The organism is Acinetobacter sp. ANC 4216, assembly GCF_004331195.1.
Taxonomy (GTDB): Bacteria; Pseudomonadota; Gammaproteobacteria; order Pseudomonadales; family Moraxellaceae; genus Acinetobacter; species Acinetobacter kookii.
Genome location: NZ_SJOC01000001.1, coordinates 106,026 through 122,886 on the forward strand (window position 1 = coordinate 106,026; position 16,861 = coordinate 122,886).

The 16,861-nt window shown below is 43.6% G+C and carries 14 protein-coding genes; 9 read left to right on the top strand and 5 right to left on the bottom strand.

Annotated features, from left to right (window positions below; genetic code table 11):
• Positions 1–74: 74 nt before the first annotated feature.
• Positions 75–1,160: a DUF475 domain-containing protein gene (locus E0H88_RS00550; RefSeq protein WP_131272707.1), complete on the bottom strand. Its 1,086-nt coding sequence runs from the start codon at positions 1,158–1,160 to the stop codon at positions 75–77.
• Positions 1,161–1,398: 238 nt separating this feature from the next.
• Between E0H88_RS00550 and tenA the strand changes: the two genes are divergently transcribed.
• Positions 1,399–2,070 carry a thiaminase II gene (gene tenA / locus E0H88_RS00555; protein ID WP_092820463.1) on the top strand — a complete coding sequence of 224 codons (672 nt, stop codon included), beginning with the start codon at positions 1,399–1,401 and terminating at the stop codon, positions 2,068–2,070.
• Between the two features lie 251 nt (positions 2,071–2,321).
• On the opposite strand, the gene E0H88_RS00560 is transcribed toward tenA, so the two are convergent.
• Both E0H88_RS00560 and E0H88_RS00565 read right to left on the bottom strand, forming a co-directional pair.
• The gene (locus E0H88_RS00560) at positions 2,322–2,663 is read right to left on the bottom strand and encodes a GlpM family protein (RefSeq protein WP_131272708.1); all 342 of its coding nucleotides are present in this window, start codon (positions 2,661–2,663) and stop codon (positions 2,322–2,324) included.
• Positions 2,664–2,727: 64 nt separating this feature from the next.
• On the bottom strand, positions 2,728–3,084 hold the full coding sequence (locus E0H88_RS00565; RefSeq protein WP_409976748.1) for a DUF1304 domain-containing protein: 357 nt from the start codon (positions 3,082–3,084) through the stop codon (positions 2,728–2,730).
• Between the two features lie 243 nt (positions 3,085–3,327).
• On the opposite strand from E0H88_RS00565, the gene uvrA reads away from it, so the two are divergent.
• The 3 genes from uvrA (at position 3,328) to E0H88_RS00585 (ending at position 8,683) form a co-directional block, all read left to right on the top strand.
• Positions 3,328–6,159: an excinuclease ABC subunit UvrA gene (gene uvrA, locus E0H88_RS00570; protein ID WP_131272709.1), complete on the top strand. Its 2,832-nt coding sequence runs from the start codon at positions 3,328–3,330 to the stop codon at positions 6,157–6,159.
• Between the two features lie 314 nt (positions 6,160–6,473).
• On the top strand, positions 6,474–7,343 hold the full coding sequence (locus E0H88_RS00580; RefSeq protein ID WP_131272711.1) for an IS982 family transposase: 870 nt from the start codon (positions 6,474–6,476) through the stop codon (positions 7,341–7,343).
• Between the two features lie 62 nt (positions 7,344–7,405).
• Complete coding sequence (locus tag E0H88_RS00585; RefSeq protein ID WP_131272712.1) at positions 7,406–8,683, top strand: DUF945 family protein; 1,278 nt, start codon at positions 7,406–7,408, stop codon at positions 8,681–8,683.
• A 64-nt stretch (positions 8,684–8,747) separates the two neighbouring features.
• Here E0H88_RS00585 and rlmKL read toward each other — a convergent pair whose 3' ends face one another.
• Entirely contained in the window at positions 8,748–10,955 is a 2,208-nt protein-coding gene (gene rlmKL / locus E0H88_RS00590) for a bifunctional 23S rRNA (guanine(2069)-N(7))-methyltransferase RlmK/23S rRNA (guanine(2445)-N(2))-methyltransferase RlmL (RefSeq protein ID WP_131272713.1), read from the bottom strand.
• A gap of 235 nt (positions 10,956–11,190) precedes the next feature.
• On the opposite strand from rlmKL, the gene E0H88_RS00595 reads away from it, so the two are divergent.
• The 5 genes from E0H88_RS00595 (at position 11,191) to E0H88_RS00615 (ending at position 16,155) form a co-directional block, all read left to right on the top strand.
• On the top strand, positions 11,191–11,511 hold the full coding sequence (locus tag E0H88_RS00595) for a hypothetical protein (RefSeq protein WP_131272714.1): 321 nt from the start codon (positions 11,191–11,193) through the stop codon (positions 11,509–11,511).
• Between the two features lie 162 nt (positions 11,512–11,673).
• Entirely contained in the window at positions 11,674–12,012 is a 339-nt protein-coding gene (locus E0H88_RS00600) for a hypothetical protein (RefSeq protein ID WP_092818475.1), read from the top strand.
• Positions 12,013–12,235: 223 nt separating this feature from the next.
• Complete coding sequence (locus E0H88_RS00605) at positions 12,236–13,252, top strand: aspartate carbamoyltransferase catalytic subunit (RefSeq protein WP_131272715.1); 1,017 nt, start codon at positions 12,236–12,238, stop codon at positions 13,250–13,252.
• Between the two features lie 9 nt (positions 13,253–13,261).
• The gene (locus E0H88_RS00610; RefSeq protein ID WP_131272716.1) at positions 13,262–14,497 is read left to right on the top strand and encodes a dihydroorotase; all 1,236 of its coding nucleotides are present in this window, start codon (positions 13,262–13,264) and stop codon (positions 14,495–14,497) included.
• Between the two features lie 161 nt (positions 14,498–14,658).
• Entirely contained in the window at positions 14,659–16,155 is a 1,497-nt protein-coding gene (locus tag E0H88_RS00615) for an OmpA family protein (RefSeq protein ID WP_131272717.1), read from the top strand.
• A 65-nt stretch (positions 16,156–16,220) separates the two neighbouring features.
• Here E0H88_RS00615 and E0H88_RS00620 read toward each other — a convergent pair whose 3' ends face one another.
• Positions 16,221–16,859, bottom strand: a complete 639-nt coding sequence (locus tag E0H88_RS00620; RefSeq protein WP_092818471.1) for a CoA transferase subunit B — start codon at positions 16,857–16,859, stop codon at positions 16,221–16,223.
• Positions 16,860–16,861: the final 2 nt, after the last annotated feature.

The following is a 16,861-nucleotide window of genomic DNA, read 5'->3' on the forward strand; positions in this document are numbered from 1 at the left end:
TTCAGGAATGAACCACCACAAAAAAGGGCGCATTTTCATGCACCCCTATTGTACTCGGTTTTCTTAAAAAACCATTAACGGATTCGCTCTTGACGTTTGCTATATTGAATGGATGCAATGACTGCCCAGACAATAAATGCTACCCCAATTAAACCGGTAACCACTTCCGGCACATGCACGCCGGTACCGCTGGCCAGCATAATGAAGGCTAAAGCGCCAATGGCATAATGCGCACCGTGTTCAAGATAGATATAGGCATCCAGAGTACCTTTTTCCACCAGATAAATGGTCATCGAACGCACGAACATGGCACCAATCGCCAGACCGAGCATAATAATCACCACATCCGAAGTAATGGCAAAAGCACCAATCACCCCATCAAAACTGAACGATGCATCCAGCACTTCCAAGTAAATAAAACCGCCCAAACCGGCTTTAATCACGCCTGTAGAGGCTCCACTGGCATCATGCGCCACAGCATTGCCATCTTCATCAATTTCAGGTTCACCGCCTAACAAGTGGCTCAGTACCTGAACCCCAACATAGACCACAATGCCCCAGATCCCCGCCATGGTGACCACCAGACGCACCGCTTCATCCACATTAGCAGCCATGATCAGCAAGCCAATCAGGGCAAGGAATACAGACATTGCCGGCACGTTGGCCAGATTGGACAAACGTGCTTCCAGCCATTTGAACCAGTGGGTATCTTTTTCACTATCCAGGAAGAAGTTCAGGAACACCAGCAACAGGAATGAGCCACCAAAGGCTGCAATTTCCGCATGATGGGCCATCAGCTTTTCAGAATAATTAATCGGATCATTCAGGGCCATCTTGACCACTTCCATCATGCCCATGTCGGCAGTCACGGCAACAATCACGATTGGGAACACCAGACGCATACCAAATACAGCAATAATGATACCGACGGTTAAGAAAATCATTTTCCAGAAATGATCCCAGCCTCTGAGCACAGAGGCGTTTACCACCGCATTATCGAAAGAAAGCGACACTTCCATCACCGCCAGAATAGCAGTAATGGTCAATGCCGTGAACATGGTCTTTAAACCTGCTTCCGGGCCATGCGTAAAGCCCCAGTATGCAGATATAGCCAGACACACGATCGTAAAAATGATTGAGAAACCAAAATGTTTCATCATGATAGATCGACCTATAGACAAATATTTATATCGGGTGAATTCAGTAAAACTTAAAAAGAGTGCTTAAGATTTTATGCGCACAATTATGACGACTTTTTCCTGTTAAGCCAAAGTTCTTCGTATGAATTTTTTTTGAGTACAAATCCACTATTTTTTCTGCTGCATATCTTGGACTGAAAACTCTTGTTATAGTCCTGCCTACTGTAAATTCTTCTTTTAATATCGACAGGATGATGACATGAGCTTTTCTCAAGAGGTATGGCAACGCAACTTGGCTTTATATGAAAAAACTTTAGCCCTGCCATTTAATCAGGAACTAGCACAAGGCACATTAAATAAAGATGTATTTAGCCATTATGTAATTCAGGATGCGCATTATTTACTGGCCTATGGCCGTGCACTGGCAGTCTGCGCTGCAAAAGCCTTTAGCGCTGAAGATGTCATGCAGTTTTCAGATGCCGCTAGGATTGCCATTGTAGTGGAACGCAGTCTGCATGCTGACTTTATGCAGGAATTTGACATTAGCCAGGAAGAATTTAGAACCACGCCGCTGACTCTGGCTTGTCATCATTACACTTCATTTTTAACCGCCACAGCCTGGTCAGAAAGCTATCCGGTGGTACTGGCTTCTTTACTGCCGTGTTTCTGGATTTATGCCGAAGTAGGTAACGCCATTGTTGCCCATTCAGTTCCAAATAATCCTTATCAGGCCTGGATTGACACCTATTCAGGTGAAGAATTTAATCAGGCGGTTCGTAACGTGATTGCGACTATTGATAGCGTAGCTGCGCGTTGTGATGCCGATACTTTAGAGAAAATGCATCATGCCTATACCACGGCGGCTAAACTGGAATGGCTGTTCTGGGATAGTGCTTATGATCAACGACAGTGGTTGGGTTTGGATAATTAATCAAAATCGCCTGTTTCTTTTTGGCGGAGTCTTACAGCTATCACATAAATTGAAACAGCTAATTCGTTACTTTGGTTTCGCCCAAAGTAACCAAAAGCATTGGCCATTCGCAAAACTTGTCGATTACCGAAAAATATAAAATTTATCGTAGAAACATTATTTTAAATAAATAAGTGGTTCTACCTCGAACAGTTGCGAATGGCTCTACCACGATAGCAAATATTTTTAATACTTTAGTTTTTACTAAATCATTACTGCTGAAACATCTGCCAGCCATAAATCAATCCTGCCGCAGCCACAACCCAGCAAAGCGTTGCCACGCCCAAACAAGACCACATCGACATTTTGCTTGCCAACACATAAACCATCAACAAATAGATGGCATAGGGAATTAAAGACCATAAACCAAACAATGCCGTTTTCTGCAAAGCTGCTGCACCTTGCTGCTGTGACACAATTACATGGGCAATTAAGGCAAAAGTCGGAAATAACGGCACCAGACCGGCAATATAAAACGCCTTACTTTTGGAAAGGAGGGAAATCAGCAGCACAACCGTTGCCCCTAAAATACATTTCAAAAATAAAGCCAGCATCCCGCCTCATCCGAACTGATCAATTGATTGAATCGTATAGTTTACGCCGCGAAATATCGTTTACTTAAACTAAATTCAGCACAATCAAGGCCAGCAGTGCAGGCAATGCCTGAATATAAATAATCTTTTTGCTTGCGGTAATCCCCCCATAAATGCCTGCAACCAACACACAGCCCAAGAAGAAATTCGCCAGTGCAGCCGTATAGCTTGCAGGGGCAAATAATGACCAAATCAGACCTGCAGCTAAGAAACCATTATAAAGTCCCTGATTTTGCGCCAGCACTTTGGTCAGTTTTGCCTTTTCCACAGTATTGCCAAAGGCTTTCATACCTAAAGGCTTATCCCACAAGAACATTTCTAAAATTAAAATATAGAGATGTAACAGCGCGATCAGGGCAATCAGAACTTTTGTAATAATCATGAGATTTCCGTTTTTTATTTTTCAGACGATATTTTGCATTTTAACGGTGAATCGGTCGAAATACAGAATTTCAATATCTAAATGTATGACTTATAGGTACAGCGAAATGTCATTTCCATATATTTGATTTAAATCCTTGAGCAGCCCGACACAGACTGACGTTTTATTTTTATTAAATAAAGCTTGAACATTTTTCATGCGCTATCATATATAGGTTTTTGATGAATTTTCTAGGATCATTGCATGAGCCAAAGTCATATCCGTATTCGAGGTGCACGTACCCATAACTTAAAAAATGTGTCACTCGATATTCCACGCGACAAGTTTGTGGTGATTACGGGGCTTTCGGGTTCAGGTAAATCATCCCTCGCCTTTGATACCTTATATGCCGAAGGTCAGCGCCGTTATGTGGAATCCCTGTCTGCCTATGCACGCCAGTTCCTGTCGCAAATGGAAAAACCGGAAGTTGACTCGATTGAAGGTTTAAGTCCCGCGATTGCCATCGAGCAGAAATCGACCAGCCATAACCCGCGTTCAACTGTGGGAACAATCACGGAAATTTACGACTATTTGCGTCTTTTATATGCCCGTGTAGGAACACCATATTGTCCTGAACATGACTTGCCGATGGTGGCGCAGACCGTATCGGAAATGGTCGATGCGGTTAAAAGTCTGGAAGAAGGCACAGCCTTGATGCTGCTTGCACCCGTAGTACGTGAACGCAAAGGTGAATACAGCAATCTGTTTGAACAGCTGCAAAGTCAGGGCTTTGTCCGTGCCCGTGTGGATGGTGAGATTGTTGAAATTGACACCCCACCCGAACTGGACAAAAAGAAAAAGCACACCATTGAAGTGGTGGTTGACCGCTTTAAAGTCCGTGATGACTTGGGTAACCGGATTGCCGAATCCTTCGAAACTGCGCTGCGTTTAGGCGGCGATATTGCCATTCTGGCCTGGATGAAAGGCGAACAACCGGAACGGGTTTTCTCTGCCAAGCACTCCTGCCCGGAATGCGACCGTGCGGTTGCCGAACTGGAACCGCGCCTGTTTTCATTCAACAATCCCTTTGGCGCCTGCCCGGTCTGTGATGGTCTGGGAACCCGCAGCCATTTCAGTGCAGAAAAGCTGATTCCCAATACTGAAGTTTCGATTAGCCAGGGTGCAATTCGCGGTTGGGACAGACAGCGTCCTTATTACTACAGCATGATTGAAAAAGTCGCAGAGCATTTTGGCTTTTCCCTGGATACGCCGTGGAACGAGCTGGATGCCGAGACCAAAAAGAAATTCCTGTACGGGACCGGCAAGGAAAAAATCGATTTAAGCTATATTGATGAGCGCGGGCGCAAACACAATCGTGTCATGCCTTTTGAAGGCATCTTGCCGCATCTGGAACGTCGTTACCGTGAAACGGAATCGAACTATGTGCGTGATGATTTAGCCCAGTACCTTTCCAATGCCGCTTGTGATGCCTGTGGCGGTTCACGTCTGAATGAAATTTCCCGCAATGTCCGGGTCAAAGACAAAACCATTGCCGAGATCACCAAGATGTCGATTGGCGATGCCGAAAGCTATTATCAGGACTTAAATCTTGAAGGGGCCAAAGGTGAAATTGCCGACAAGATTTTCAAGGAAATCCGTGAGCGTCTGCACTTCCTGGTTTCAGTGGGCTTAAATTATCTCAGCCTGTCCCGTTCTGCCGAAACCCTGTCTGGCGGTGAAGCACAGCGTATCCGTCTGGCATCACAAATTGGTGCCGGCCTGATGGGGGTGATGTACGTACTGGATGAACCATCCATCGGTTTGCATCAACGTGATAATGACCGCCTGCTGGAAACCCTGGTTCGCCTGCGTGATTTGGGCAATACCGTGCTGGTGGTCGAGCATGATGAAGATGCAATTCGTGCCGCCGACCATATTATTGATATTGGTCCGGGTGCAGGCGTACATGGCGGTCATGTGATTGCCGAAGGAACCTATGAAGAACTGGCAGCCCATGAAGACTCGCTGACCGGAAAGTATCTTTCAGGCAAGTTGAAAATTGAAGTTCCGAAAGTCCGGACTCAGCCGCCAAAACCGGAAGAGCAAATCAGGCTGATGGGGGCTGCCGGCCATAACCTGAAAAATGTCGACCTGACTATTCCTTTAGGCGTGATGACCTGCGTGACTGGAGTTTCAGGTTCGGGTAAATCAACCTTGATTAACCGTACCCTGTTACCATTGGCCGCAACACAATTAAACGGTGCAACGACTTTAACGGCTGAAAAGTTTGACTCGATTGATGGTCTGCAATTTCTGGATAAAGTCGTGGATATTGACCAGAGCCCGATTGGACGTACCCCACGTTCTAACCCGGCGACTTATACTGGTCTGTTCACCCCGATTCGTGAGTTATTTGCCCAAACGCCAGAAGCCAAGGCGCGTGGTTATGCCGCAGGTCGTTTCTCGTTTAACGTGAAAGGCGGTCGCTGTGAAGCCTGTGAGGGTGACGGCATGATCAAGGTCGCCATGCACTTCCTGCCGGATATGTATGTGCCTTGCGATGCCTGTCATGGCAAACGCTATAATCGTGAAACTTTGGAAGTCGGCTATAAGGGTAAAAACATTTCTGATGTACTGGAAATGACGGTTGAAGATGCCATGCATTTCTTTGATGCCATTCCGGTCATTCACCGCCGTCTGGAAACCTTAAATCAGGTGGGTCTGGGCTATATCCGTTTGGGTCAGTCTGCAACCACCCTTTCCGGTGGTGAAGCACAGCGGGTCAAACTGGCACGAGAACTGGCCAAACGTGATACCGGTAAAACCCTGTATGTACTGGATGAACCGACTACCGGTCTGCATTTCCACGATATTGCCAAGCTGCTCGACATTCTGCATGAGCTACGCAACAAGGGAAATACCATTGTGGTGATTGAGCATAATCTGGATGTGATTAAAACCGCTGACTGGGTAATTGATCTGGGTCCTGAAGGCGGTGCCGGTGGCGGTATGATTATTGCCGAAGGTACGCCTGAACAGGTAGTTAAATCTAAGGTTTCACATACAGCGAAGTTCTTGAAGCCGTTGTTGAAATAATTTAATCCACCCCGACCCTCCTTTAAAAAAGGAGGGAGTATTCCATTATTAAATAAGTGGTATTCCCCTCTTTTCTAAAGAGGGGTTAGGGGAGATTAATCTAAATGATTTTCTATAATATCTTGCATAAAATTTTTCTTGAATTCAGACTCTTCACCAATTTTGTTAAGTACTTCAACAACTATTGATTTCATCGAAATGTCATCTATTGAAACATTACTTAACCCGAATCTCGGATAAGAAATTGACTTGAAAAATAAGCGGACTAGAGCCATCAGTTGAGTTACCACACAAAACTCACAACTCTAGTCCTGATGTTTAATAGTACCCAATTATTCTGTGTAATTGATGATTTCTTTATTAAATTTGAAGCAACTTATTGGAAATTCCTCAAGCAAAACTGTCGCTACTCAAGAATCCGAGCTGCACAATTAACTATTTCAGAAATCATCTTTATCGCTGTTTGGTATAAATGCTCTCATTTCAATAATTTCAAAGCATTCTTCTCATGGTTGAAACAGGATAAAAGACATTTATTTAAAAGCTTACCCTGTTACCAAAGGATGATCCACCTGATCAATATGCATCAATTGGCGCTACATGCTTTACATGTAGCTTTGACGAAAGGTCAACAGAGTCAATATTTATGGATTGATTCAACGACTCTGCCAGTTTGTAAAAATCAACGCATCCAGCGTCATAAATCATTAGCCAAAATCGCATCTCGTGGTAAAAGCTCAATGGGATGGTTTTATGGCTGTAAATTACATATTGTGATGAATCAATTTGGAGAAATAGCTTGCTCTGCTTTATCCAATGGACATATAGCCGACATCAAAATGGTTGAGGAATTGGTTAAAGGTATGGAAGCAAAGCTGTATGGAGATCGTGGCTATATCAGTCAGGAAACGAAGCATAGATTAAAAGATCAAGGTATTGATTTAATTACCTATCATCGAAAGAACATGCAGTCTATACAGCTTTCTGAATCTGATGGATATCACTTGAAACAGCGCAATAAAATAGAAACCTTATTCAGCTTATTGAAAGGTCAATACAATCTGGTTACAAGCAAATCACGTAGTATTTCTGGATTTCTCAGTGGAATCTATGCATCGTTATGCGCATATCAACTTACCCATCAAAATAAGCCAAAAATTCAAATTATGGGATCAATGGCTTAAACAGGATTCGGGTTAATTATACTTATTATTTAATAAAAACATATAAATCTAGAGCAGATACTATGTCAAAATTAACTTGGGGTCTGGGAAGCATTGTGGTATTGGCAACAGCGGTCATAGGAGGGAATTTATATGCAGATAAGGGTCTAAATTCGTATTATCAACAGAATCAAAAATCCAATTTAATGTCGCTTCAATATCATAATTTTAATATGGGCGCGATGCAGGGCTCTGCAGACTGGGTTGCTGAATTCACCATTGATCCCTGTAAACCCAAAGATGTGCTGATTCTGAACGGGACCGATGCAATTAAACGCAGCTGGAATGGTTATCACATTGAATCGCAAATTCGCCTCAAGCAAGGCAATGAAATCTTTCAAGGTTTATTGAAAAAGCCTTTAACAGCCCAAACCAGAATTGACTGGTTGGGTGTCATTCATTCATCTTTAACCACACCGGTGTATGAAAAAAATGGGGCAGATATACAAACTCGAATTGAGCCGATGACGTTTAAACTGGATGCAAAATCTAAAGCCGACCAACTGGATGTGCTTAAGCTCAAATTTCAGATTCCGGGTATGACAGTGAATGATAAATTGGGTCATGTGCAAATGCGTGATTTAGAATTCGAGACCAATCAGGGCTTAAATTCTGTTTTAGATCCAGGGAAAACCCGATTAAATATTGCTTCTATTCAGCGAACTGATCGAAATGTACAGCAATTCGGCAGTGGAGAATTGAAAGACTTTGCAGTGCTTGTGAATACAGGAGTAGATGAGCACAAGGTCAATTTTGATACCCAGATTAAAATTGGTGAAATGAGCCTGCATAACATTCCAAGTTTTCGCGATTTCCAGATCAATATGAGCCTGAAAGCCCTGAACAGGCAGAAAACACAGGCTTTCCTGGATTTACTGGAAAAAAATTCTGAAGTCTGTGAAACGAAAAAAGAATTGAGTCAAGATCTGATGAATAGTTTTCTTGCTATTGTGAACGACGGCTTTAGTTTTGAATCGCAGAATAATCAAATCAAGACGGGTGAAGGGTATGCCAAGGCGAATCTGACCGGCAAGGTCATGCCAGGACACCAATCCTCATTTGAAAGTTTGGTTAAAATGGCACCCAATCTGGTCGAATACCAGGCCAATGTTGAATACGATAAACAGATCATGAAAACCATCATGAAAAATTATTTACAACAGGGCGGTAAAACCTTATCCGATCAGGAACTGGAACAAATGCTGAATGGTATGCAGCAGTCGCTGCAAGCGAAACGGGAAGGCGATATTTTAAAAATCGGCATTGAATATAAATACGGTGAAAAGAAATTTTTAAATTAACACATGTAAAAACAAAGGCTGCCAGATCGGCAGCCTTTTTAGTTAGTGCATTATCCGAAATGCATTAGCCATTTTGTGGATGCTGAATTTTCCAGGCACGGTGGATTTTGGCATTACGCTTGAAGTCCGGGCCAATGGTTTCATTGGTAATTTCCTGAACATCAAAGAACGCCAGAATTTCCTCATCCATCTCGAAACCACGATAGTTATTCGAGAAGTATAAGGTTCCTTCTGTGGTCAGGCGGTTCATGGCACGCTTGATCAGGGACAAATGGTCACGTTGTACATCGAAGGTACCATGAAACTTTTTCGAGTTCGAGAAGGTTGGCGGATCGATAAAAATCAGGTCATATTGTTCATGACCTTCTTTCAGCCATTCAAAACAGTCGCTGGCAAAGAACTGGTGCTGCTCATCGGCATGATCTACGGTTAAACCATTCAAGACAAAGTTTTCTTTGGACCAGTTCAGGTAAGTGTTGGATAAGTCGACACTGGTGGTACTTGCAGCGCCACCTAAAGCAGCATGCAGGCTTGCTGTAGAGGTATAACTATACAGGTTGAGGAAATGCTTGCCTTTGGCTTCTGCTGCAATACGCAAACGCATTTGACGATGATCCAGGAACAGGCCGGTATCCAGGTAATCAGTCAGGTTAACTAAAATTTTGGCTTTGCCTTCCTGTACGATAAAGCGTTTAGACGCAGTACTCTGTTTGGTGTACTGGTTTTTACCTTCCTGGCGTGCGCGGGTTTTAATGAAAATGGCATCTCGTCCCAAACCGGTCACTGCACGAATGGCTTGCAAGGCTAAGTTAAAACGCTTTTTAGCTTTTTCGGGGTCAATCGATTTCGGTGGGGCATATTCCTGTACATGCAGGCGATCACCATACAAATCCACCGCAATGTTAAAATCTGGCAAGTCGGCATCATATAAACGCAAACAGTAAATATTTTCTTTGACCGCCCATTTTTTTAGATTCTGCATGTTTTTTTGCAGACGGTTGGTAAAGTCCTGCGCGCCTTCAATCGGCTCGAATTGCTGTGGCTGCCAGTGTGCCAAGAACGGTTCTGATACGGCAGCCGGTTTGATGGTGCCGAAACGTACATAAATTGGCAGTTTACCATTCATCAGACGCAGAATTTGCGGTTCATTAAAAGCCAGTACGTCGGCTTGTTCAACCTGCGCCGCGATCACCGCTGCATACTGATTCGGAAAGTTCTTTTGTAACAGCGCAGATAAACCTAAATATAAAGCACGGTTTGAAGCTTTATCCCCTAAACGTTCACCATAAGGCGGGTTGGTGACAATAAATGAGGTTTTGCCTTCAGCCTTGAAATCCGGCCAGTCTGCAAGTGTACGCTCTTCAATTTTGATATGGTCGAGCAATGCTTCAAAGCCTGCCGCAATAATATTTTTCTTGGTGGCTTTCACCGCTTCCCAGTCGGCATCATAGGCATAAAATTGCGGTAAAGGCTGTTGCAATGCTGTTTGATGGCGTTCTGCGGCTTCTGCTTTAATTGACATCCACAATTCATGGTCATGTCCATTCCAGCCATTGAAACCAAAACGACGCACCAGACCCGGTGCACGGTCGGTCAGCATCATCAATGATTCAATGATAAAAGTCCCTGAACCGCACATTGGATCTAAAATAATGTCTGGCTTACGCTGTTTTAATTTGGCCTTTTGCAGAATGGCGGCTGCCAGATTTTCTTTAATCGGGGCATCGGTCATGTAATGACGATAACCACGTTTATGTAAAGAATCACCGGATAAATCCAGGCAATAGGTGTGTGCAGTTTTACCAGCAAGCACATAGAGGGTAATTTCTGGCTGCTTGATGTCGATGCTTGGGCGTTTGCCTACCGCTTCCATAAAAGAATCCACCACACCATCTTTTACCCGTAAAGTGGCAAATTGTGTATTGACCTTAATTTCGCGTTCTACATGTAAACGGATGGCAAATGTACTTTGTGGTGCGAAAATGAGCGACCAGTCAAAGTTGATTGCACCTTCATAGAGCTCTTCTGCTACATCACGTGCGTCATGGGTAAATTCAAGTTCATGCGTATGAATAGGTGTTAATACACGTGAAGCCAAACGGGACCACATGCAAATACGGTATGCATCTGCCAATGTGCCTTTGAAAATTAAACGGCCCGGTAAACGTTCAATATTTTGAACACCCAAACCTTCCAATTCTTCTTGGAGTAAGGTTTCAAGACCATCTGCACAGGTGACCCAGTAATTGCTTAAACGTGAAGAGGTATTCATAAAATAGAGAGACCGAAAAAAATAAAATAAAAACTTGCATAAGTTTAACTTATTTTAGGGCTGAAAACTTTTTATATTTTTAAAACTTCAAGCGATTTATGTCGATGTATTAATTATAAAAAGCTCTAAATGTTGGAATAAAAAGCCAATTGAAAATTCAGGGGATATGTAAAATTACATGGCGCTTCCAAGTGAATTTTAAAGTTTAATGCATGGATTTTATTAAGGGTAAATTATGAATATTACGGCAAAAAAGGATGATATTTTTTCAGTCGCGACATTGTTATATGCACGCTTAAGGAAAGTGAATAGCCGGGTTATTGATGTCATGTATTTAATGCAAGATCGTTCCTATGCATATCATGTGGTCACACTGGCACTTGAGACCAAGGATGCAGAACTTGCAAGCTATGTAGAACGTTTGCGTGTTCTTCTAGATTTACAAGAGGATCATGATCTTATAAATGGAGCAGACCAGCAGATTCTGCTTTCGAAGGAAAACAAGACCAATAAAAAAGCGCTTGACGAAGGCCATGTAAGTTTTAGCCTATTCTAAAATATAATAAAAACATTATTTTAAGTAAGCCCATATGTTGAATCATGTGGGCTTTTTTTATATTGGTACGAATATTGCAAACAAAATAGTCCGGTGAGGCTGCTTGATCATCAAGGAGAACACTTGATGCCTCACTTTTTTTTTTAGAGATGGGAATGACAAATGTCAGAAAGTGTAATCATTACAAATGAAACTTTTTCAGTGGCAACACTTATTTATGCACGGTTAAGACGGGTATCAGGGCGCGTGATTGATGCAAGCTATCTTACAGAGAACGTGGAATATGCCGAACATGTGATGGCAATGGCGAAACAGACCCAAGACCCTGAATTACTTCGCCTGGTTGAACGCCTGACGAAAGTGCTGGGATTAAAAGTGGATGAAGAACCCGTAAATGAAATTCAGTTCACGCAACATGTAGACTTAATTTCGGTTGAACCCACCCAAGAAGACATAGAGCGTGCACAAGGGGCTAACCGCTACATTGGGGCTCTCCGTTAGTTGCCTGGGGTAACTCGGAGCTGGACTGGGTTACCTGTTTTTATTTTTAAAATCAGATGGCTAAATCATTGAATGGTTAATTTATGTTATTGAAAAATTAAATGGGAATGATATTTTTTATTTCAAATACCGAGCTGCTTTTTAGACAAGTAAGATCAAGCTGAACTATTTAAATCGCTTAAACTCTGTATAATACGTTGACTTAACGTATAAGGAATCTCTCATGCACTTGGCGGCATTGCATACTCCGAGCCAGATTCAACTCAACCAAGATGGTAACTTAAAACACTTCCTCACCATCGAAGGCCTTTCCAAAGAAACCCTCACAAAAATATTGGACACTGCGCAGTCCTTTTTTAATGACCAAAATCAGCTGATTACCAATAACCTGCTGGAAGGTCGTACGGTAATGAACCTGTTTTTTGAAAACTCTACCCGTACCCGTACCACTTTTGAAGCTGCAGCAAAGCGTCTGTCTGCCAATGTCCTTAACATTGATATTGCCCGTTCAAGTACCTCTAAAGGCGAAACCCTGCGTGACACGCTGTGGAATCTGGAAGCCATGGCAACCGACATTTTTGTGGTGCGTCATTCATCTTCAGGTGCGCCGCATTTTATTGCCAAAGATGTGTGCCCGAATGTCGCGATTATTAATGCCGGCGATGGCCGTCATGCGCATCCAACGCAGGCGATGCTGGACATGCTCACCATTCGCCGTGAAACCAAAAAGAATTTTGAAGATATCAGCATTGCCATTATTGGTGACATTAAGCATTCACGTGTAGCACGTTCAGATGTTGCGGCACTGCAAACTTTAGGTTGTAAAGATATCCGCGTGATTGCGCCAAATACCTTGCTGCCTTATGGTTTTGCTGAATATGGCGAAGATGTCCGCCTATTTAACAACATGGAAGAGGGCATTAAAGATTGCGACGTGATTATTACCCTGCGTATTCAAAACGAACGTATTGATTCGCCAGCGCTATCTTCACAAGCTGAATTTTATAAAATGTACGGCTTGAACAAAGAGCGTCTGGCCTTGGCAAAACCGGATTGCATCGTGATGCACCCGGGTCCAATGAACCGCGGTGTGGAAATTGATTCAAGTATTGCCGATGGCACCCAGTCCGTGATTTTAAATCAGGTGACCAACGGGATTGCAGTACGTATGGCGGTATTGGCTTTGGCAATGCAAGGTCAGTTGCAGGAAAAAGGTTTGTTAGAAGCAGTTGCGGGATAAGGGAAAGTCATGAGTATTGTAAAAATTGAAAATGTACGTGTCTTGGATCCTGTCAACAAAACCGACAGCGTAGAAACGGTATATCTTGAACACGGCAAACGGGTTGCTGAATCAAGCAATGTGACTGAAACCATTGACGGTCAAAGTAAATGGCTGATGCCTACCATGGTGGATCTGTGTGCACGTTTGCGTGAACCGGGTCAGCAACAGCACGGGACATTGAAGTCTGAAGGGAAGGCTGCACGTGCTAACGGTATTCTGCATGTATTTACTCCGCCAGACTCAAAACCGATTGTTCAAGACAATGGTGCACTCATTCACGGCCTGGTTGAAAAAGCCATGCTGGATGGTGGGATTTACCTAGAAGTGATTGGCGCGCAAACCCAAGGCTTGAAAGGACATCAACCTGCCAATATGGCTGGCTTGAAAAAAGGGGGCTGTACCGCGGTTTCCAATGCCAATGCACCATTTGCCGATGATGATGTGGTGATTCGTACCCTTGAATACGCAGCTGGTTTAAACATGACCGTGGTGTTCTATGCGGAAGAGCCGCAAATTGCCAAAGACGGCTGTGTACATGAAGGTTTCATCGCTTCACGTCAGGGCTTGCCGATGATTCCTGCCTTGGCGGAAACCGTCGCCATTGCAAAATACCTGCTCATGATTGAAGCGACTAAAGTGCGTGCCCACTTTGGCTTGTTGTCCTGCGGTGCTTCGGTTGAACTGATTCGCATTGCAAAAGAAAAAGGCTTGCCGGTGACTTGTGATGTGGCAATGCACCAGTTACACCTGACCGATCAACTGATTGACGGCTTCAATTCACTCGCACATGTGCGTCCGCCATTACGTTCCGAACAAGACAAAGAATTGCTGCGTCAGGGTTTGAAAGAGGGCATCATTGATGCCATTTCGACCCATCATGAGCCGCTCAGCAGTTCTGCAAAAATGGCACCATTTGCTGAAACCCAACCGGGCTTTACTGCATTTGATACATTTGTGCCATTTGGACTTCAGCTCATTAACGAAGGGTTGTTCGAGCCTTTGGAATGGGTGGAAAAAGTCACCATTGCACCGGCAAAAGTGGCCAACATGGTAGAGCGCTGGACTGAAGAAGCGGGTTGGGCTTTGCTTGATCCCCAACTGGAATGGACAGTCAGCAAAGAGAGCATTATCTCTCAAGGCAAAAATACGCCACTAATTAACCAAAAAGTGGTCGGTAAAGTGATTAAAACTTTTGCGGCTTAAGCAATCAGATTGTTTTTAAAATATAAGAAAGTCAGCTTCGGCTGGCTTTTTTATTGTTGAAAAATAATACTATTCAAATAATACAATTTATTACACTGTCTAAAAAACGAGCGAATAGACTAAAAAAAGACATGATAAGAAGACAATAAGAGGAATAAGCCATGAATCTTAATTTGATTGATTTATTAAAGCAGAAAGTATCTGCAACGGTTTTAGAGGGCGAAACCGAATACCTGAGTGAGAAAAGTCAGGCCTTAAGCAATTTTATCCCCATTTTATTATCTATCTTTAAATCTAAACCCGAGTTTATTACAAATTTACAGCAACAATTAAATCCAAGACTGGGCGATATCTTCATCATCAATCCCTCTTTAAAGCAGGAATTTTTACAACAGATTTCCGGCACGGTGCCGACCGAAATAATCGAATCAACGCTGAATCGTTCTATAGCACCCACCTTGGGCGTACTGGAAGATGAGGCAGGATCTTCCGATTCCAGTGCGATTACCCATCTGATTGAAAACCATTGGCCAGCCGTATCCAGTGCTTTGCCACACTGGGCTCCCGCATTACTCAGCGCTTTGGGGATGAATACGGCATCGGGGCAAACTTTACATCAAGCGCCCCCGGTTGACCCTGATCGGATACCCGAAGAAAAAAGAAAATCAGGTTTTTTAATTCCCTTGATTGTTTTCCTTGTTTTAGCTGCACTATTGGCATTTATTTTCAAGTCATGTGCAGATAGAAAAGAAAGTATTTCAGCCAGTGGTATACCTGCTGAAACCGCGAGTAGTGAGCCGGCAAAACTGCAACTCAGTACCGGTTCGACAGGAGATTTAATCACATGTCAATTATATTCCGGCAATGCCAGCTATATTGAGATTCTGCAGAAAGAGATTAAACAGATTTTTAATCACAACACCGGTTGCGGTGTGGAAAACAATGCCCGCTATCATTCAGAATTTATTGATCAGGATGTCATTCCAACTGTATTGAAAATGGTCAAAGGTGTGCCAAATACTTCATTAACCTGGATGGGGGATCAGCTTGCTATTCAGACTGCTCATCCGGCTGATGCTGAACAGCTTGCCGCTCAAATTCGTCCCCTGGTAAAAAACATGACTGTGCTGACTCCGGCTGGAATGCAGAGTGCATCCGCAGTTGTAGATCCCGATACTGCCATTGCTACCGGCAATAGCAATGCAGAACAGGCATTGGCGGAAATTAATCCGGATCAGATTCGTGCACTGGATATTGCAACTGCACTGAATATGCAGATTATTAATTTTGATACCGCAAGTGCCGAGATTCCAGATGCCAATAAATCTATTCTGGATCAAGCTGCTGCTTTGATTAAACGCGTGCCACAGGTGCATTTAACCGTCAAAGGGCATACAGATGCCGTAGGGGGTGCTGAACAGAATAAAGCATTGTCGCAAAAGCGTGCTCAAGCCATTGTAGATTACCTGGTCAAACAGGGCGTGGATCCTGCCCAGTTGCAAGCAGTGGGGTATGGTTCGCAACAACCTGTAGCGGATAATGCAACGCCTGAAGGACAGTTTAAAAACCGCCGTATTGAGTTTGAAGTATTAAATACCGAAACGGGAATTGTACGTGCAGTGGATAATGAAGGTGTGGTTGAAAAGAAAGTAAACTAAGATGACTGCGTAACGAAAGAAGGACGAAGATTCGTCCTTCTTTATTTGCAGAATAAACGTAGTGTTTAAGCAGCTACTTTCTGTAAAGCCACACCTGTGACTTTTTGAATCTCATCAAAGCTGACATCGGGTGCCAGTTCGACCAGTTGCACGCCTTGTGGAGTAATATCGAGCACACCCAAGTCGGTAATGATGCGATGGACCACCGCTTTACCCGTAAGTGGCAAACTGCACTGCGATACAATTTTAGGTGTACCATCTTTGGCGCAGTGTTCCATCAAGACCACGACTTTTTGTACGCCTGCAACCAAATCCATTGCACCGCCCATGCCTTTGACTTTCTTGCCAGGAATCATCCAGTTGGCCAGATCACCAGTTTCTGAAACTTCCATTGCACCTAAAATGGCGATATTGACATGCCCGCCACGAATCATGGCAAAGGAATCTGCGCTAGAGAAAAAAGCCGCGCCTTTACGCGCAGTCACGGTTTGTTTGCCTGCATTAATCAGGTCGGCATCTACTGTTGCTTCAGTCGGAAATTCACCAATGCCAAGCAAGCCATTCTCAGACTGCAGCCAGACATTAATATTTTCAGGAATATAGTTGGCTACCAGTGTCGGTAAGCCAATGCCTAAATTGACATAAAAACCATCTTCTAACTCTTGTGCGGCGCGCTGCGCCATTTGATTACGCGTCCAAGCCATCT